At 60.7% G+C, this 16378-nt stretch carries 18 protein-coding genes; 10 read left to right on the top strand and 8 right to left on the bottom strand.

From position 1 onward, the window contains the following. Positions 1–5: 5 nt before the first annotated feature. Positions 6–959, bottom strand: a complete 954-nt coding sequence (locus tag AC1EKG_RS07925) for a hypothetical protein (RefSeq protein ID WP_048708174.1) — start codon at positions 957–959, stop codon at positions 6–8. 63 nt (positions 960–1022) lie between these two features. Between AC1EKG_RS07925 and AC1EKG_RS07920 the strand changes: the two genes are divergently transcribed. From AC1EKG_RS07920 to AC1EKG_RS07890, 7 genes are all read left to right on the top strand, one after another. Further along, positions 1023–1871: a hypothetical protein gene (locus tag AC1EKG_RS07920; RefSeq protein ID WP_004807952.1), complete on the top strand. Its 849-nt coding sequence runs from the start codon at positions 1023–1025 to the stop codon at positions 1869–1871. Between the two features lie 100 nt (positions 1872–1971). Continuing rightward, positions 1972–2721 carry a CpaE/TadZ family protein gene (locus AC1EKG_RS07915; protein WP_040315406.1) on the top strand — a complete coding sequence of 250 codons (750 nt, stop codon included), beginning with the start codon at positions 1972–1974 and terminating at the stop codon, positions 2719–2721. Further along, the gene (locus AC1EKG_RS07910) at positions 2708–3829 is read left to right on the top strand and encodes a TadA family conjugal transfer-associated ATPase (RefSeq protein WP_004807956.1); all 1122 of its coding nucleotides are present in this window, start codon (positions 2708–2710) and stop codon (positions 3827–3829) included. The genes AC1EKG_RS07915 and AC1EKG_RS07910 overlap by 14 nt, the downstream gene beginning before the upstream one ends. Beyond that, complete coding sequence (locus AC1EKG_RS07905) at positions 3802–4719, top strand: type II secretion system F family protein (RefSeq protein WP_004807957.1); 918 nt, start codon at positions 3802–3804, stop codon at positions 4717–4719. The genes AC1EKG_RS07910 and AC1EKG_RS07905 overlap by 28 nt, the downstream gene beginning before the upstream one ends. A 220-nt stretch (positions 4720–4939) precedes the next feature. Further along, entirely contained in the window at positions 4940–5071 is a 132-nt protein-coding gene (locus AC1EKG_RS07900; RefSeq protein ID WP_481067808.1) for a DUF4244 domain-containing protein, read from the top strand. After that, positions 5068–5400, top strand: coding sequence for a hypothetical protein (locus AC1EKG_RS07895; protein WP_004807960.1), 333 nt, complete (start codon positions 5068–5070; stop codon positions 5398–5400). Before AC1EKG_RS07900 ends, AC1EKG_RS07895 begins: the two co-directional genes overlap by 4 nt. After that, positions 5364–5753 carry an Rv3654c family TadE-like protein gene (locus AC1EKG_RS07890; RefSeq protein ID WP_481067807.1) on the top strand — a complete coding sequence of 130 codons (390 nt, stop codon included), beginning with the start codon at positions 5364–5366 and terminating at the stop codon, positions 5751–5753. Before AC1EKG_RS07895 ends, AC1EKG_RS07890 begins: the two co-directional genes overlap by 37 nt. Here AC1EKG_RS07890 and AC1EKG_RS07885 read toward each other — a convergent pair. Further along, on the bottom strand, positions 5721–8195 hold the full coding sequence (locus tag AC1EKG_RS07885) for a DEAD/DEAH box helicase (RefSeq protein ID WP_481067806.1): 2475 nt from the start codon (positions 8193–8195) through the stop codon (positions 5721–5723). The genes AC1EKG_RS07890 and AC1EKG_RS07885 overlap by 33 nt on opposite strands. 55 nt (positions 8196–8250) lie before the next feature. Between AC1EKG_RS07885 and AC1EKG_RS07880 the strand changes: the two genes are divergently transcribed. Then, a complete protein-coding gene (locus AC1EKG_RS07880; protein ID WP_101485837.1) occupies positions 8251–9153 on the top strand; it encodes a phosphatase PAP2 family protein in 903 nt (300 codons plus the stop codon). A gap of 90 nt (positions 9154–9243) precedes the next feature. Next, a complete protein-coding gene (locus tag AC1EKG_RS07875) occupies positions 9244–10482 on the top strand; it encodes an AI-2E family transporter (RefSeq protein ID WP_239181466.1) in 1239 nt (412 codons plus the stop codon). A 30-nt stretch (positions 10483–10512) separates the two neighbouring features. Here AC1EKG_RS07875 and AC1EKG_RS07870 read toward each other — a convergent pair whose 3' ends face one another. The 4 genes from AC1EKG_RS07870 to rlmB form a co-directional block, all read right to left on the bottom strand. Then, positions 10513–10827, bottom strand: coding sequence for a type ISP restriction/modification enzyme (locus AC1EKG_RS07870; protein WP_101485835.1), 315 nt, complete (start codon positions 10825–10827; stop codon positions 10513–10515). Between the two features lie 153 nt (positions 10828–10980). After that, entirely contained in the window at positions 10981–11169 is a 189-nt protein-coding gene (locus AC1EKG_RS07865; protein WP_143484510.1) for a hypothetical protein, read from the bottom strand. A 519-nt stretch (positions 11170–11688) separates the two neighbouring features. Then, a complete protein-coding gene (locus tag AC1EKG_RS07860; RefSeq protein ID WP_101485833.1) occupies positions 11689–12972 on the bottom strand; it encodes an adenylosuccinate synthase in 1284 nt (427 codons plus the stop codon). Positions 12973–13130: 158 nt separating this feature from the next. Then, positions 13131–14117: a 23S rRNA (guanosine(2251)-2'-O)-methyltransferase RlmB gene (rlmB, locus tag AC1EKG_RS07855; RefSeq protein WP_239181467.1), complete on the bottom strand. Its 987-nt coding sequence runs from the start codon at positions 14115–14117 to the stop codon at positions 13131–13133. A gap of 62 nt (positions 14118–14179) precedes the next feature. Between rlmB and AC1EKG_RS07850 the strand changes: the two genes are divergently transcribed. Beyond that, the gene (locus tag AC1EKG_RS07850) at positions 14180–14668 is read left to right on the top strand and encodes a CYTH domain-containing protein (protein WP_239181468.1); all 489 of its coding nucleotides are present in this window, start codon (positions 14180–14182) and stop codon (positions 14666–14668) included. A gap of 3 nt (positions 14669–14671) precedes the next feature. On the opposite strand, the gene AC1EKG_RS07845 is transcribed toward AC1EKG_RS07850, so the two are convergent. Both AC1EKG_RS07845 and AC1EKG_RS07840 read right to left on the bottom strand, forming a co-directional pair. Then, complete coding sequence (locus tag AC1EKG_RS07845) at positions 14672–15412, bottom strand: hypothetical protein (protein WP_239181469.1); 741 nt, start codon at positions 15410–15412, stop codon at positions 14672–14674. Continuing rightward, on the bottom strand, positions 15409–16098 hold the full coding sequence (locus AC1EKG_RS07840; protein WP_481067805.1) for an ATP-binding cassette domain-containing protein: 690 nt from the start codon (positions 16096–16098) through the stop codon (positions 15409–15411). The genes AC1EKG_RS07845 and AC1EKG_RS07840 overlap by 4 nt, the downstream gene beginning before the upstream one ends. Positions 16099–16378: the final 280 nt, after the last annotated feature.

The raw sequence follows: 16378 nt of genomic DNA, 5'->3' as shown, positions 1-16378 counted from the left end.
CGGGGCTAAATTTCCATATCTCGAAGGTATGTTTCCAGATCCAGGTCGCGTTTGCTTGCTTCTTTGGAACAGGACCGCACGCGTGCCCAATGCGCGGCGTGCACCGTTGCTACTGCTGCAGCCCCGATCGCGGACAGGGGGACGGCGGTGAGGCCGAAAGCCGTGGCAGTGGGGAAGTTAGGACCTATCCCGTACCCGGTAATGACCTGCAAAAACGATACGCCGCAGGCGGGCAGCGTAATGAAGAAGGTGCCGCAAAAGAGCGGCCCAAAAGAAGAAAACATGCCCGAAAAAGTTAGGAGGAGCGAGAAGACCACCACTCCCATCAAGGTGATGAGTTCGCACGCCCAATTCAAATAAAGGAACATGTGGGTGGGCCCGCCCGTAACATCTACCCCGTGCGCACGGATAAGCAACAGTCCCCACAACCCGGCAGAAGCAATGGCGGAAAGGTAGAACGAGCGCACGCTATCGCGTCCTCTAGAAAAAGGTAGCGGGGCACGGAATGTCTGGTCGGAGGCAACAATGCGCAACAGGTCTTCGTCCGGGCGGGAGCTGGCCCGCCGCCTAGTGATTTCGCAGGCGAGGGCGGAGCCGAACAGCACGCCCGCCAGTGACGGCAAGAATGCCGCCCACCAGGTAGGAAGCAGAATGTCCACGCCCGGAAAATCCAGGGGGAACAGGGGGCTGGCAAGTGCCCCAAGACAGGCAATGGATCCGCCCAGGGTAAGACCAACCTGCGAGCGAGTGGTGGTGAAGGAAGCGCACCCAAGCAACGCCGTGATGCCCACGACAATGGAAACTAGCGCCAGGGGTTGCGCGAAGGGCTTGCCAACCGCAGCCGTAGCCAGCTGCTGGCCCGACCCAATAACGAGCAGCACAGTGCCCACCGGCCCCAACACGGCGCACAGCAAATTCAGCGCGCGTTCGCGCCTGGCATCGGGGAAGTTCTTGGGCATGGATCCATGATACAAGTCAAACCTTGGTAGAAATACCGCATTAGGGGTGCCTAGTATTTTCCTATGCAACCCGAAGATACGTCCGCGCAGATTAGTGCCGCCGTGCAGGTGCTAGCAGCTGAAGAAGGTGTTCAACAGGCAATTCGCGCAGCCGACGAGGCCGTGGCGAAGCTTCGATTTCACGAAGGGTTGCGGCACCGATGGCCCGAAGCGCGCACTGAAGCGGCCGTTCGTCTAGCCGGCTCTTCCGCCCTCTGCGAGGGGGCGCGGGTAAACGTAGACGAACTGCGGGCGGGCGCAGCAGGGGCCGAGGGCGGACTCGCAGCACCCATTACGGATGCCACCTGGGCGGTGGGAGTGGGGGCGCTCGCGGCGCAATTGCACCTGGTTGAACTGATGGCCCCGCTGAACGTGCGCGGGGGCCGTGCTCGCCGTGCGCCCGTGCATTTTCCCTCCCTGTTGGCAGGTTTGCACCGGGATGCGTGCGTGGGATTGGTGCAGATGGGGCTTATTGAGCAAAGCCAGGTGGGTGTGCCGGCTGGCTGGGACGGCAAACAGAAGGTAGAACGAGCCCTGGCGTTGGCTGCCGCTCCCGGGTCGGCGTGGGTGCGGGCGGCGTTGGTGCACGCGGAATTGGCGGATGCTTTTGCCGGCCCGTCCGGCATAGTGGCACGTGCCGCTGCCAGGTGGGTGATGGTGTCGGCGGGCGCTGAGCCGACGGGCATCGCCCTAGTAGATGAGCGGTGCGGCAGGGACGGACTTGGCTACAGGGCGCGTTTGCGCGACTATCGCCGAGCCACCCCGCAGGGCGTAACCAAATGGTTGGGGTGGATAATTCAGGCCGCTCAGGAAGGTGCCGAGCGTGCCAGCGACATGGCGGTTGAAGTGTTAGGGCATAAATTGGCTAAATAATGCCACTTTGAAACTTTCCACAGACTAGCGAGGGCAAGTTATCCACAGCCGATGCGGGTAGGTGGTGGTCAGTAGTTAGCGCAGTGGGCACCATGGGCCCATGACGAATAAGCGGGTGGCAATATGTGGGCGGGGCAATGCAAGGGCTCAGCAGGCGTCTTCTTTGGTGCAGCTGCTGGGGATTGACTGCGAACCGACCTCGCACGGTCCACTCTGCGAGGCCGCTGCGGTGGTGATCGACACGCAGGGGTTGCATCGCGGTGGGCCGGGAGTGCTGCCGGTGGGCGAGCACGGGCTTGACCTGCCGGGGGACGAGGCCGAGTTCCTAGCCGCCTTAGATAAGGTGTTGCATCCGGAGGCCGGCAGGCTGCTCGCTGTGTTTGGGCGTGCCGGCGGCGTGGGAGCATCCACGATGGCCATGGCTATCGCCCGCATTGCAGCCCGCCGGGGCAAGGTCGCCATCTTGGATTGCGCGGATCCGCCCTCCCTGTATCGGGAGCTTACCCATAACCAGGGCGCAGCCGAAACAACAGTTGCCGGGTTGGCGGCGTTGGCCGGCGGGGCGTCCTGGCAGGGAATTTTGGTGGCCCAGGCAGGTGCGGATTGGCGCGGGCACGCCCTCGCACTTGCCCGGAAGGTGGGGCGCGGCGGTCTGGTAGTAATCGACGCCGGAAGGGTAGGCGGCAGGTGCGAGGCGGAAATCCAGGGTATTTGCGACCAGATTGTGCCGGTTGGCTCTGGCCGGTGGCCGAAGGTACGCGGCGGCCAAAAATTTCGGGCCGGCCCGCTACTTGGGTGGCGAATCCACCGCCTAGTCAGCGGCCTTGTTAGGGGCGATGGTGCAAAGTAATTTACTGCGCAAGCTTGTAGCCTCAGGCCGGCCGCTGCCCGCCGCAGTGGCAGCTGTAAGCCAGGACGCGCCGGTGGCAGACGAACTGTTGGCACGGTACCGCCAGGCGCAGGCACTCCAGGGCGGACTGACGCCGGAACTGGAAGGCCTGCTTAGCCAGGAAGACGTGACCGACGTGCTGATCAACGGGCCCGAGTCCGTGTGGGTAGACAGGGGCAGGGGGTTGCAGCGGGCGCGCATGTACTTAGGGGACGGGGCGCAACTGCGGGAATTGGCGGTGCGCATGGCAGCCGCCTGCGGGCAACGCTTAGACGATGCGGCTCCGATCCTGGACGGGGTGTTACCGTCGGGCACGCGAGTGAATGCGCTCCTGCCGCCGCTAGCAGATCAGGTCACCATTTCCTTGCGCACTTTCCGCCGGCACTCCTTCAGCCTGGCCGAGCTAGTAGATTCTGGCACCGTCAACGCCGAATTGGCATCCATCCTGGCGCAGGCGGTGCAAGCGAAAGTATCAGGGCTTATCAGTGGCGGAACGGGCACGGGCAAAACCACCTTGCTGTCCGCCCTGCTAGGGCAGGTCAACCACAGTGAACGCATAGTGTGCATTGAAGAAGTGGGCGAGCTGCGCCCTCGCCACCCGCACGTAGTGCACCTAACCGAACGCAAGCCCAACGTCGAGGGCGTAGGCGGTATCAGCCTTTCCGCATTGCTGCGAGCCAGTTTGCGCATGCGGCCCGACCGGGTAGTAGTGGGCGAATGTCGTGGCGAGGAAGTGCGCGAAATGATGTCAGCCCTGAACACGGGCCACGAGGGCGGATGGGCCACCTTGCATGCGAACGGGGTGCGCGAAGTACCCGCCCGCCTATTGGCTTTGGGGGCAATGGCCTCGATGAGCGAGGCCGCAGTGGCTGCCCAGGCCGCTGCCGCATTTGGAGCAGTGATCCACCTAAGCCGTAATCGCGGTAGCCGCTGGGTGTCCGAAATAGGAGTGCCCCACTACGACGGCGGCAGGCTGCAGGTGCAGCGAGTGCTCTACGTGCCCACTCCCGGCGCAGAACTAATCAGGGAAGGGCAGCTGCCATGGCAAGAATCCGAAACCTATATGTAAAGCTAAAAGAACGGCTAAAACCTGCCCCGCTCGAAGCGGCAGGCATCGTGGCGGAACTGGCTGCGCGCCTGGCGGCGGGACAAGACCCAAAGCGGGCATGGGAGAACTGCGTTCCAGCCAAAGGCGCCCCACTCAGCTTGCAGGTAGTCCAAGAGGTCTCCCTGTCGGTCGGCGTGCCCCTGGTCGGGCTACTGGATCGGCTCGCGGAATCGCTGCGCGCGGACGAACAGGCGCAGGCGGAACGACGCATCTCGCTGGCCGGCCCGCGCTCGTCTGCCCGGCTACTCGCCTGTCTACCCCTACTGGGAATGGTGCTGGGGTGGGCCATCGGATCGCCACCGTGGAAAGTACTGTTCGGCTCCAAAGCCGGGCTAGTGCTGCTGGCATTCGGCATCCTGTTCGAGGGCGGCGGGCTCTACTGGATTCACAAACTACTGGCAAAAGCCCAGGAAAACGGTGTTGCCAGCGCCGGGGGACTGACAGTGCCACTCTGGTGCGACCTGGCCCGCGCCTGCATAAAAGTAGGCACCTCCGTGCCCGGGGCGTTGGTCGCCCTCGGCAAGGCGGGCAAGGTAGCCGACCTACAGATGGCCGGCAGGATGCTGGTATTGGGCGCCGACATGGAACAGGTGCGGGCTAACACCTCTGCCTCATGGCTGGTGCTGTGGGATGCCCTGGAACCGAGCTGGAATGAAGGGCTTTCGCCCGTTCGGCTACTGGCACGTGCCGCGCAGGCCGCCCGGGTAAGGGCGGCCCGCGACTCCAGGGAGGCGGCGGCCGTGCTCGGGGTGCGCCTGGTACTTCCCTTAGCCCTGTGCCTACTGCCCGCCTTCGTCTGCACCGGAGTGCTGCCAATAGTGCTTTCACAAGCCAAAATGCTGCTTACTTGAGTTTCCACAGGCACTCGCCGGCCGCTTATCCACAGCAGCCAAAAAAGTCGCTTGGGTGGGCAGGGCAGATTTGGAAATCTACAAACACGCCCCTAGGGCGAAACAATCCAACAACAAGAAGGAGTCCAAATGGGACAGCTAGCAATGGGCGGTAGCCGCACGTAACCGCCTCTACCAGGTAAGTACACAGTTGGCCTTGCCCAGCCAAAAAGAAGAGGGCATGACCACCGCCGAATACGCCATCGGCACCATTGCCGCGGCCGGGTTCGCCGGACTACTAATCGCAGTGCTCAAATCCGGGGCCATCAAATCCGCCCTCACCGCGATCATCCAACAGGCACTGTCCATATGAGTAACGGCAACGCCAGGGTGGGCGAACAGGGAATGGTGAGCGCAGAACTCGCCCTGGCGTTGCCCACAGTAGTAGCCACCGCGCTAATAGTGCTTGCCTTCGGGGTAGCCGGAGCTAGCCAAGTGCAAGCTTGCAACGTAGCCCGTTCAGTGGCGCGCGCTGTCAGCATCGAACAAGCCCGCCCAGATACGGCCGGAATGCAGGTACACGTCAGCCGGGGAAGTAACTCGGTGCGGGCAACCGCCACCAAAGCCCTTCCTGGGCCACTGCAAGGAATGGGGGTCATGGCAAAATGCGCGGCAGAAGCACCGGTAGAACCTACCTGGTAGAAACCGAACGCGGCTCCGGCACCGTGCTCTCGCTAGCCATCGTGGCAATCATCGCCCTGTGCCTAACTCTGGTAGGGGCAGCCACAGTGGCCGCCGTAGCAAAAACCAAAGCCCAAAATGCTGCAGACTTCGGCGCGCTCGCGGCTGCCGGGGCCGTCATCAATGGGCAGGATGGTTGTGCTGCAGCAGCAGATTTTGCTGCGCGAGCCGGGGCGCGGGTGTCCTCCTGCCACCTGGTCGATCAGGGTGGGGTGCAAGATGCGGTAGTGCAAACCAAGTTGGGGGTGCGCGTTATGGGGGTGGCGCTAGAAGCAACCGGGCTAGCGCGCGCCGGCCCCGCCGATGCGGGCTAGGGCAGAAACTAACAAGGTCAGCACGCTAATTGCCCCCTGCTTATGCAACGGATCGTTGTTGTTGCCGCATTTTGGCGACACGATGCAGCGGGGGCAGCCAGATTCGCACTCGCACCCACTGACGCGTTCCAGGGTGGCCTGTAGCCAACTACTGGCCATCGAATAGGCGTAGGAGGCAAAGCCAGCACCACCGCGTTGGGCGTCGTAGACGAACACGGTTGGCTTGCCAGACTGTTCGTGACTGACCGTAGAAAGTCCGCCCAGGTCCCACCGGTCGCAATTGGCTAGCAGCGGCAAGATGCCAATCGAGGCATGCTCGGCCCCATGCAGTGCCCCTCCCAGTACTTCGGGCGGCAAGGCAAGTTCGGCCATCCCGGCCGCGCTCAGTTGCCACCAAACCGCTTGGGTAGGAAGGATTCGTTCAGGCAGCGACAAGGGGTTTTCGGAAATGAACTGTAGCCCAGGAAGACGCAGCAGGTCATAGCTGATTATCTGCGAGCCCACCTCTACGTCGCCCACGAAGAAGTCCACCAGGCCATTAGGGTCCGCGACCTGCCTGGTTTCGTTCAAGATGCGCACCCTGTGCTGCTCCCAGGGGCGCGTACGCAACTTGGCAGGTCCCGGCTCCACCAGTGCCACGTCCTCTTCGCGGCCAAGCACCCGGTAGACCCGGCCCTGGTGCACGTAAATTGCGCCCGGGTGGGCTACCGAATCGGCCCTGGCCTCGTCCACGTCACCAACAACCGAGCCAGTATTGGCATCTATCAGCTGCAACGGCTTACCGCCGCCGCGAATGTCCACCAGATCCCATGGGCGCTCCGGCCGAGTCACGTTCCACACCCACGAGTCCTCGCGCTTGTGCAGCAGCTCTATAGCGGTCAGCTGGTCTACCAGCTGTTGGCTAACCCCCAACTGATCCAAGTCGGGCGCGGTCAGTGGTGCCTCCGCTGCCGCACAGGACAGGTGCGGGCCCACCACATAAGGGTTCAAAGTGGGAAAAATCGACTCCTCTACCCCGGCAAATATCTGCTGCGGATTGTCGCAAAAATACTGGTCCAGCGGGTTTTCGGCGGCAATCAGGATCCCGATCCCATCGGCTCCCGCCCGGCCTGCCCGCCCCAACTGCTGTTGCAGTGAGGCGCGCGTGCCCGGCCAGCCAGTAGTGATAGTAGCGTCCAAGCCCGACACGTCAATCCCCAATTCGAGGGCGGAAGTAGTAGCCAAGGCGCGCATCTGCCGCTTGCGCAGTGCCGCCTCCAGCGCGCGCCGTTCCTCTGGCAGGTAGCCGCCCCGATAGGCCGCAATCGCCCTCATCAACGCGGGATCGCGGGTCGAAAGATAATCGCTAGCAACCGCCGCCACCGTTTCAGCCGCACCCCGCGAACGCACAAAAGTGAGTGTCTGCTGGCCGGCCTGCGCCAGTTCGGCGGTCAGCTCGCCGGCCTCCACCACCGTGGACCGGCGGGGAAGCGCGTCCAGATCGACGCCCTCTTCCTCGTCCGCCTCGTCGGTGTCGGTATGCACCTGCTTTGGCCGCCAGACAAGGAAGGCCTTCCGCCCGGCAGGAGTCGTATCTTCGCAGATAGCATTCACTTTTTCTGGGGCAATGCCTAAGAAATGGGCGGCCGCCTGGGCAGGGTCCGCCATGGTCGCAGACAGAAACACCACAGTTGGGTTAGCACCAAAACGGCGCGCCAACCGCAACAGCCGCCGAACCGTCCACGCCACATGAGCCCCCATGATCCCACGGTAGGAATGCAGCTCATCCACCACAATCAGATTCAAGGAACGCAGCACCCGCCGCCATCGTTGCGCCGAAGGCAACAGCACATGGTGCACATAGTCCGGGTTAGTGGCAATAACGTCGGCGTGCTCGCGCACCCAACTCTTCACGTCGGCCTCGGTGTCGCCATCAGCAGGCCCCACCCTGATGGGCAGCCGATCCGAAGGGGTAGAGATTAGCTCATTCAGCCCCGCCACCTGGTCGGCAGCCAGCGCCTTCGTGGGAGTCATATAGATAGCGCAAGGGCGGGCATGAAACTGCGAAATCCTAGAACTGGTCTTCTGGTCGGCCGCCAGTACGGCAGACAGATGCGGCAACCACACCGAAAGGGACTTACCCGACCCAGTCCCCGTAGCCACCACGGTGGTCTGCCCGCGCCAAATAGCCTCCGCCGCCTGAACCTGATGCAGCCACGGACGCGCAATGCCCCGCCCTCGGTAGGCATCGATCAAAGAATGTGGGACCCACTTGGGCCAATCCGCGCGCACCTCTTCCTTCGGCGCGCGCCAAAAGGCCGCCAATAGCCGGTTGTCGATCCTCCCCAGCGAAGCCAGACGCTGAAGAACGGCCCCATGCGTGGGAAAATTGGTGCTCGCCTGGGCCAGCAAGTCACAAATATTCTCTTCTGGCTTTGGCTCAAAGCGTACCCAATCTGACATACAAAACACCCTACGCTAAAACGGAAACTTGTTAACTCGCGCTAGCCTTTAACTCGTGGCGACAAGTAACCCTAATCCTTCAAAGAAAGCGCAGCGCACCACTGCTACGCGCGGTCATGGCCGGCGCTTTGCAGGAGTACTGCTGTGTGCCGCTTCGGTGGCCTTCATGTGGTGGTTCTTCGTCGGTACTCGCATCGGACAACTGGTAGACGCCATTGCCATGGAAGCCATGAGCGAACTGGTGGACACCCTAGGCGGGTACGACAAGGCAGTACTGGGAACCGTGTCGGTCCCATCCGTAGTCATCATCATGGTCCTGGCAGCGGTGGTCGCCCTCTGCAGGCGCCGGTACGTCCTTGGCCTGCGCGCGGTCATAGTAGTGGCGGGCACGGTCCTGTCAGTGCAAGGGCTGAAACACTACCTGCTGTACCGGCCATCCTTGGGAATCACAAACTTGTTGGGGAACTCCTTCCCCTCCGGGCACACGGCTGCTGCCGCTGCGGCCACGGTCGCCCTCATCATGGTGGTGCCGCACCGGTGGCGTTCCCCCATTGCTTGGGTGGGGGCGCTTTTCACTTCCGTCATGGGCCTATCCACGCTGGTGAACGGGTGGCATCACGGTTCCGACGTGGTTGCTTCTGTGCTGGTAGCCGGCACTTGGGCGCTTGCGCTGAGCCCGCTAGAGACCGGGCGGCGCACCTCGGGCGCGGGCGTGCAGTGGGGGTGGGTGCTCTCGTGGGCGCTATTCGGCGTGGGAGTGGCAATCCTGGGCGCGGCCACCGTTGCCGTAGCCCTCTCTAGCGCCTTCCGCGGCGGGGTTGGCTCCTCGCTGCTAATAGTGCATTTCACCAGGCAAGGATCCCTGGTAGGGGGCGGGCTCGCCCTCGGTATGATGGCGTTGATCTGCGGCGTTACCTTCCTTGTTATGGAAGAGGTCGACCGCTTGGCTTCCCGCTAATGCGTACTTGCCCGCAGAGTAGATGCGCGATGGCATGGCGGGGCGGCGAACCTAAAATGGGAACTAGGTAGTTCATAAGAAGGAAATGCGATGGCTCATTCCAGCGAACAGAAAGCTCGGGTAACAACCGAAGGAGCAGGACGGAACCTCTCGGCAGTGGCCTCTTTGTGGCGCGACGACCTGGGTCGGGCGACGGTGCGTGCACTGCAAGGCATGATTCTTGTTGCCGCCATCTGGCTGGTCTCGAAGATTCTTATCCAGCTGAAACTGGTCACGTTGCCGCTGCTGATTGCGCTGATCATTGCCTCGGCTATGCATCCGATCATCCGTTTCTTGCGTCGGTATATGAACCGCATTGCGGCGGCGGCGATCACGCTGGTTGGCTCTATTGCCATTCTTTCCGGGGCCATCTCGTTCATTGTCACGACCGTGGTGAACGAAATGAGCGGACTTACCCGCAAGGCGCAGCAGGGCTTTTCTGAACTGGTTGACATCCTGTCCAGCTGGGGCATTCCGCTGGCCCACTCGCACCTATCCCAGTACGCGGATTCGCTGTGGAAGCTAGCGCAGACCTCTTCGGCCAGGGCTAGTGCGATCGAGGGCGTAACTATAGTCACCTCGATCATGACCGGGGCGTTGCTGATGATCGTGTTCTTGTTCTTCTTCCTGTTGGACGGGGACAAGATGTGGGATTTCATCGTTGACTTCTTGCCTCGAGGTGCCCGCGTTCGCGTAAACGCTGCAGGGGAGGCCTCGATGCACGTGTTGGGACGCTACATTCGCGGCACGGTGCTGATCGCGGCCTTCGCTGCCGTTGTTGACCTGATTGCCATGCTGATCATGCGAGTACCGTTGGCGTTTCCGCTGGCAGCCATGATTTTCCTTGGCGCGTTCGTGCCGATCGTGGGCGCTTTGACCACTGGTCTTGCGGCGGCATTGGTTGCGTTGGTGGCGGGCGGTCCCGCGGCGTCGCTGGTGCTGGTGTGCGTGGTGATCGTGGTGAACCAGATTGAGCACTACGTGTTGCAGCCTAAGGTGATGGGCTCTTCGCTCAGCCTGCACGGGATCATCATTATTATCGCCTTGGGGGTTGGCGCCCAGCAGGGCGGGGTGGCCGGAGCGTTGCTGGCCGTGCCCATCACGGCGGCCGTCTGGTCTTCCTTCAAGGTTTTCCGCGACATGTCGGGTGGGGACAATGCTGCAGCGGTCGGCGAGATCGTTGACGGTGTTAGCGCCGAAGTCGATCTGAACGAGGGCGCCACCGCTTCGGGATCTAGCCCCGCTAAGCTTGCGGAGGGCGATCCCGGGAGCGATAAAGCCGTCAGTTAGTAGGCCTTGTGCTGCCTGCTGGAGGCGTTCCTAGTTGTTCTCTATTACTTTGAGGGCGGGCAATTCAGCCAGCAGATCCTGCGTGGTTAGAGACACGGTCACTAGAGACTGGATCAGATCGACTATGTAAGACGGGTTGTTTATTTCCCGGCAAAAGTCGTTCGGATCGTTCACGATCCCGGATGCCTTGTGGGTAGTTACCCGGTAGCGGTCCAGCACCCATTCCAGGGGTGAGCGACCACCAATCTTCCACTCGTCGGCCTTTTCAGGAATGCCCGTGATGTTCAGGTAGTCGTTGAAAATGATGGCGTTATTTATCAATTCCTTTTTTAACGAAAAACCCAATGCCTAAGACTGCTGCCCCAAGCAACAGTGATGGAAGAGCGATACTGAGTACCGTACGTAAAGGGAAAAGAATCAGCCCTAACAAAGAAAGCAGGCCAACCACCAGTGTAAAAGTTAGTAAGCTGACCGCCAGTTCACACAGAGTACGTGGCATCAGGCGAATTCCTCAATTTGAGCTTCCGTAAGTGAGCCGTCCCACCCTGCAGTATTGAAATTAGAAGCGTGGAGAGTTAGCTGTGAAGGAACGGCTGAAGATGAACGCACGTCACTAAGATCTTCTGCGTACGCCACCCCTGCTGCTGACAGTGATACGCATAGCGCACATAAGCTGGCAGTCGTCATTTTTACAAGGTTTCGAAACTTAATTGTTCTATTCCCTTCGTTGAGCCATTGCTGTGCATAGCGTTTACGCAACCTTGAAATCTGGGCTGCGGTCTCCTCTTAGAGACGTAAACAGTTTCTCACACCACGCACGTTTTACGGGAGGATTTTTCTTAATTTTAAATGACTAGTAACCCTTTATTGTCGTAAACCGAATCGCTACTAGGGCGGGTGCCGCCAGTGCTGGCCGGGCCATTAGTCGCCTTTAGGCTTGGCCTGTTTTGCTAGAACAACTAGCTGTACGAATGCGTTCAGGGTTCCAAAAATGAATATTGGGTTCCCGAAGAAGGAAAAGGCGGCAGACTTTCCAATGACAATCATGAAAAAGAAGGCTGAAAGAAGCGCCGCTACGGCAGATCCGATGGCGTAAAGCGCCCGCCTCTTAGTCGAAGCAGCTTGCCGCTGCGGTAAAAGCAAGCACCCGACCGTGCCGCCTGCGCGGGCAATTCGGTCGGGTGCTGACTGTAGGTAGGGGGCGCTCTACAGTAGTGTGGTTCGTTCGATGCTGGCTTCGCGGCCAGCGCCCACGCCCACTACTGAAATGCGGCAGCCGGATAGTTCTTCGAGCCGGCGCACGTAAGCCTGCGCGTTTACAGGCAGTTCTTCGAAGCGGCGGCAGCCGGTAATGTCTTCGTCCCAGCCGGGTAGTTCTTCGTAGATGGGCTTGGCGTGGTGGAAGCTAGTTTGATCGGCCGGCATTTCGTCGACGCGTTTGCCGTCTACGTCGTAGGCCACGCACACGGGAATCTGCTTGTAGCCGGTTAGCACGTCCAGCTTGGTTAGCACGATGTCGGTGAGGCCGTTGACGCGGGATGCGTAGCGGGCTACCACGGCGTCGTACCAGCCGCAGCGACGTGGCCGCCCGGTGGTGACCCCAAATTCGCCGCCGGCCTGGCGCAGGTCTTCGCCGGTCTGATCTAGTAGCTCGGTGGGGAAGGGGCCTTCGCCCACGCGGGTTACGTAAGCCTTCGCAATGCCCACTACGCGGTCGATGCGGGTGGGTCCCACGCCCGACCCGGTGCAAGCCCCGCCCGCAGTAGGCGAGGACGAAGTAACGAACGGGTAGGTGCCGTGGTCAATGTCGAGCATGGTGGCCTGCCCGGCCTCGAAGAGGACGTTCTTGCCCTCGTCAAGCGCCTTGTTTACTTCCAGCGAGCAGTCGAAGACCATCGGCTTGATCCGATCTGCGTACTGCAGCAGCGAATCGGCCACCTGGTCCACGTCCACCGGTTCCAGGCCGAATTCCTTCTCCATAGTGAAGTTCTTCTGCTCCAGCGCGCTCTTTACCTTCTGGCGCAGGATCGATTCGTCGAACAGATCCTGGATGCGGATGCCGATGCGGTTCATCTTGTCCGCGTAGGTCGGTCCGATGCCGCGCCCGGTGGTGCCGATCAGGCGGTCGCCCAGGCTGCGTTCGGACAGATTGTCCATGATCTTGTTGTAAGAGGGGATGATGTGTGCATTCGAGGAGATGCGCAGGCGCGAAGTGTCGATGCCTTCCGCATCCATCTGGTCGATTTCCTGGAACAGCACGTCCAGGTCAATCACCACGCCGTTGCCAATCACCGGGGTGGCCTTCGGGTTGATAATGCCAGCCGGCAGCAGGTGCAGAGCATACTTCTTGCCGTCTACTACAACGGTGTGGCCAGCGTTGTTGCCGCCGTTGAACTTGACGACGTAGTCAACGTCTTGACCGATAAGGTCAGTTACTTTACCTTTACCTTCGTCGCCCCACTGGGCGCCCACCACAATAATCGCAGACATCGCGTATTTGTCCTATTTGGATCGACTGTCGGGTGGCCGTAGCCCTCCCGCGTAGAACAGGTGGTTCTACCTACAAGAGTTTAGGCTAGTTTTACCTTTGAGTCGACTTTGTGCCCACGGAACGTGCCTGGGCGCCCCTACTTTCGCCCTCGGTGCGGTTACTTTGCTTGGCTGCGAGCCTGCGCAATGTCGTAGATGGCGATCCCGGTGGCTACCGCCGCGTTCAGCGATTCGACGGCCGCGCTAATCGGGATGGAGGCGATCACGTCGCAGGTTTCGCGTACCAGCCGCGACAGGCCGGATCCTTCGGCGCCGGTTACCAGCACTATGGGTTCGTCTGCGACGGTCAGGTTGCGCGTAGTTTCGCTTCCGCCCGCGTCCAGGCCCACAATGAAGTAGCCGTGCTTCTTACATTCCTTGAGGGCGTGCACCAGGTTTGCCTCGCGCGCTACAGGAATGCGGCCGAGGGCGCCCGCGGATACTTTCCACACGGTGGCGTTTACCGAAGCCGAGTTGCGGGTGGGGATGAGCACGCCGTTGGCCCCGAAGGCGCCGCCGGAACGCAGTACGGCCCCAAGATTGTGCGGGTCGGTCACGTGGTCGAGGGCGACGATCAGCCCGGGAGCGTCCGCCTCATCCGCCTTGTCGAACAGGTCGGATAGTTTGCTGTACTTGTGTTCGGGAACTTCGATGGCTACGCCCTGGTGGACGCCTCCGTCGGTGGCGTAGTCCAGGTCTTCGCGGTCTACCTGCAGGATGGGCGCGCCCGCTGCGGTAGCCACGCGGAACGCCTGGCCCATGCGGTCGTCCTTGGCGGCGCCGCCCGCGATGAACATGCGGGTGATCGTGATGCCTGCGGCTACGGCCTCGGCTACGGAGTTGCGGCCGAATACTAGTTCGTGGCCTTCGGGCACCTTGATTACTGCCTTGCGAGCCTTGGCCGCTGCCTGAGCCTGGGCAGCCTTTTCGCGCACTTCACGGTATTGCTTGCGTTTGTACGCGGCGTGGTAGGGGCGGTTTTCCGCTTTCGGGGTGGGGCCCTTTCCTGCGAGGGCGCGCCTATTCTTTCCGCCGGAACCCTTGGTTGGGCCCTTCTTGGCTACTCGACGCTTGGATCCTGCTGGCCGTCCATCATGTTGACTCATGTAAGCATCTTAGCGGGCGATGCGGGCCGGGTGGAAAGCCACTTGCGGTTAGGCTTATTTCTATGGGTGTTGAGGTTGAACGTAAGTTTTTGGTGACTGGCGCCGAGTGGAAGGATTTAGTCGTCTCGTCCGCTCCGATCAAGCAGGGGTATCTGCTTGCTGAACCGCAAAAAGTGGTGCGGGTGCGCCTGTTTGGCGAGCGCGCTTACCTGACTATCAAGGGAAAGCAGACGGGGTTTGCCCGCCCCGAGTTCGAATACCAGATCCCTGCCACCGACGCCGCCGACCTGCTGCGTATGTGCAGTGGGGTAGTAGAGAAGACGCGCTATGACCTATCCGTCCCGGGGGCGGCCTGGACGGTAGACGTATTCGAGGGCGCAAACGCGGGCCTTTCCGTCCTCGAAATTGAGGACGAACCGGGCCAGAATCGCGTCAGCGACATAACCCGCACTAACCTGCCCGCCTGGGTGGGTGAAGAGGTCAGCGAGGACTTCGCGTACACGAACGCCGCCCTCTCCAAGAAGCCTTTCAGCACCTGGGAGAGGGCGTAGCCGCTACTTGACCTGCAAGTAATTGTTCCGTCTCCGCTGCAACAGGTAGGCGCCCGCGAAGAAGATGATCCCAGCTGCCAGGTTTGCGCCCATGACCGCAAGTATGACCTTGACCGAGGGATTGACTCCCACGATGCAGGTGGGAATTATTCCCGAGTAAAAGTTGAACCCCTTCGAGTCGGGGGCTGCCCCCACGAGCCAGTTCGGATGGTCGTACATACCGCTCAGGGATAGCACTATCCCGGCCAAACCCGCGCCCGTGACCGCCGCGTAGCTAATCCACGCGGACACTACCAAGGCGAAGCGCTTGCGGATCGGTTTCAGCAGGTAGCTGATGAAGAGCATCAGTGACAGCCCCGTGAACACCGAAATGCAGTAGCCCGGAATGGGCAGCAGATAGTGCGCCATATCCGGTTTGCTCTCGCGGAAAGTCGGAATGTAGCTGGCCAGGTAGCTGACAATCAGGTAGCCGGCAAGGATCGCCATGTTCTTTGCCGCCAGTGTGATCCGACTAGCGGGCGACAGTAATGCCAACCGGTCGTCGCAAATGCCGGTCAGTCGCAGCACCGAATGGATGGCGTACACCGCTAATGCCACCACCAAGATTAGGCAGCCAATCTCGTATGCCATGGCTACGGCGATGTTGTCGATGGCTGGCACCGCAATAGTCAGTAAGTATTTGAGGGCGATCAGTGGCACTAGGATGCGCCCATGTTTGATGGCTAGGAGTTTCGTATCTGTCATTGTTGCACCAGCTTCTTGTAGGCAGCCTCCAGGTCGCCCTCGCCAAATTCGCGCAGGAAGTGGATGCCCCTGTGCGCAACCAGGCGGCCCGAGTCAATCAGCACCACTTCGTTAAAAATGTGCTGCACATTGTTGATTAGGTGGGTGCTAAAAAGCACCGGAGTGTTGGGTGCTTTTAGCTGTTGGATTAGCTGCAACAGCTGGTCGCGGCCAATGGGGTCCACGCCTCCTAGAGGCTCGTCTAGGACGTAGAGTTGCGGTGAACGCGACATGATCAGTGCCAGGTGTAACCGCTCGTTCATGCCTTTAGATAGTTCGCCGACTTTTAGATCTGGCTTCACTTTGGAGCCGTCCAGGAATGCGTCGAATATGTCGGCGCGAAAATCCGGGTGCCGTGAGGCAAACAGTTGCTCGCACTGCTTTACCTTCAACCACCCATACAAGAATGGGGAGTCGGGCAGGTAGGCAATCTTGGCTCGACCAGGCCCCTCTAGAGTGCCACCATGCTTTTCAATGTCGCCGACAATGGTGCGCAACAAGGTGGTTTTGCCAGCGCCGTTAGGGCCGAAGAGGCCGACGACGCCAGCCGTGTCAGCGATTTTCAGGGAATCAAGATGCAGCGCCTCGTAGCTACCGTACTTGACCGATAGATTTTGGGCGCGCAGGACGTAATTGCCGCCATGCATTGGGGGATCCAATCTTTCCTAAGGAGGACGAAGGGAGTTTCGCCCTCAAGAAAATTGTTTCAACCCTGATAGGCAAAAGGTATTGGGGTTTTCCCTGGTTGTCCCCCTAGTTCGTCCCTGATGGTATGCCTGTGCCACCCTGAACAAGCGGCTGCATTGGCGCGAGGGCGCGTCGTCCCGTCCAAAGCACATCAGATGGTTCAAAGCACATTGAAATGCGTGCCATTGGGTGTGCTTTTGACCGGAGAATGTGCTTTCGGCGCGAAAAGGGGGCCCGCCC

The organism is Winkia sp. C0117E2 (assembly GCF_056590455.1).
The sequence above is the reverse complement of the archived record's forward strand: the minus strand, read 5'-3'. Positions and strand labels throughout refer to the sequence as shown.

What these genes read in the sequence shown, in the direction of transcription:
- AC1EKG_RS07925 (WP_048708174.1), bottom strand. Translation starts at nt 959, where the DNA reads ATGCCCAAGAACTTCCCCGATGCCAGGCGCGAACGCGCGCTGAATTTG.
- AC1EKG_RS07920 (WP_004807952.1), top strand. Translation starts at nt 1,023, where the DNA reads ATGCAACCCGAAGATACGTCCGCGCAGATTAGTGCCGCCGTGCAGGTG.
- AC1EKG_RS07915 (WP_040315406.1), top strand. Translation starts at nt 1,972, where the DNA reads ATGACGAATAAGCGGGTGGCAATATGTGGGCGGGGCAATGCAAGGGCT.
- AC1EKG_RS07910 (WP_004807956.1), top strand. Translation starts at nt 2,708, where the DNA reads ATGGTGCAAAGTAATTTACTGCGCAAGCTTGTAGCCTCAGGCCGGCCG.
- AC1EKG_RS07905 (WP_004807957.1), top strand. Translation starts at nt 3,802, where the DNA reads ATGGCAAGAATCCGAAACCTATATGTAAAGCTAAAAGAACGGCTAAAA.
- AC1EKG_RS07900 (WP_481067808.1), top strand. Translation starts at nt 4,940, where the DNA reads ATGACCACCGCCGAATACGCCATCGGCACCATTGCCGCGGCCGGGTTC.
- AC1EKG_RS07895 (WP_004807960.1), top strand. Translation starts at nt 5,068, where the DNA reads ATGAGTAACGGCAACGCCAGGGTGGGCGAACAGGGAATGGTGAGCGCA.
- AC1EKG_RS07890 (WP_481067807.1), top strand. Translation starts at nt 5,364, where the DNA reads ATGCGCGGCAGAAGCACCGGTAGAACCTACCTGGTAGAAACCGAACGC.
- AC1EKG_RS07885 (WP_481067806.1), bottom strand. Translation starts at nt 8,195, where the DNA reads ATGTCAGATTGGGTACGCTTTGAGCCAAAGCCAGAAGAGAATATTTGT.
- AC1EKG_RS07875 (WP_239181466.1), top strand. Translation starts at nt 9,244, where the DNA reads ATGGCTCATTCCAGCGAACAGAAAGCTCGGGTAACAACCGAAGGAGCA.
- AC1EKG_RS07865 (WP_143484510.1), bottom strand. Translation starts at nt 11,169, where the DNA reads ATGACGACTGCCAGCTTATGTGCGCTATGCGTATCACTGTCAGCAGCA.
- AC1EKG_RS07860 (WP_101485833.1), bottom strand. Translation starts at nt 12,972, where the DNA reads ATGTCTGCGATTATTGTGGTGGGCGCCCAGTGGGGCGACGAAGGTAAA.
- rlmB (WP_239181467.1), bottom strand. Translation starts at nt 14,117, where the DNA reads ATGAGTCAACATGATGGACGGCCAGCAGGATCCAAGCGTCGAGTAGCC.
- AC1EKG_RS07850 (WP_239181468.1), top strand. Translation starts at nt 14,180, where the DNA reads ATGGGTGTTGAGGTTGAACGTAAGTTTTTGGTGACTGGCGCCGAGTGG.
- AC1EKG_RS07845 (WP_239181469.1), bottom strand. Translation starts at nt 15,412, where the DNA reads ATGACAGATACGAAACTCCTAGCCATCAAACATGGGCGCATCCTAGTG.
- AC1EKG_RS07840 (WP_481067805.1), bottom strand. Translation starts at nt 16,098, where the DNA reads ATGCATGGCGGCAATTACGTCCTGCGCGCCCAAAATCTATCGGTCAAG.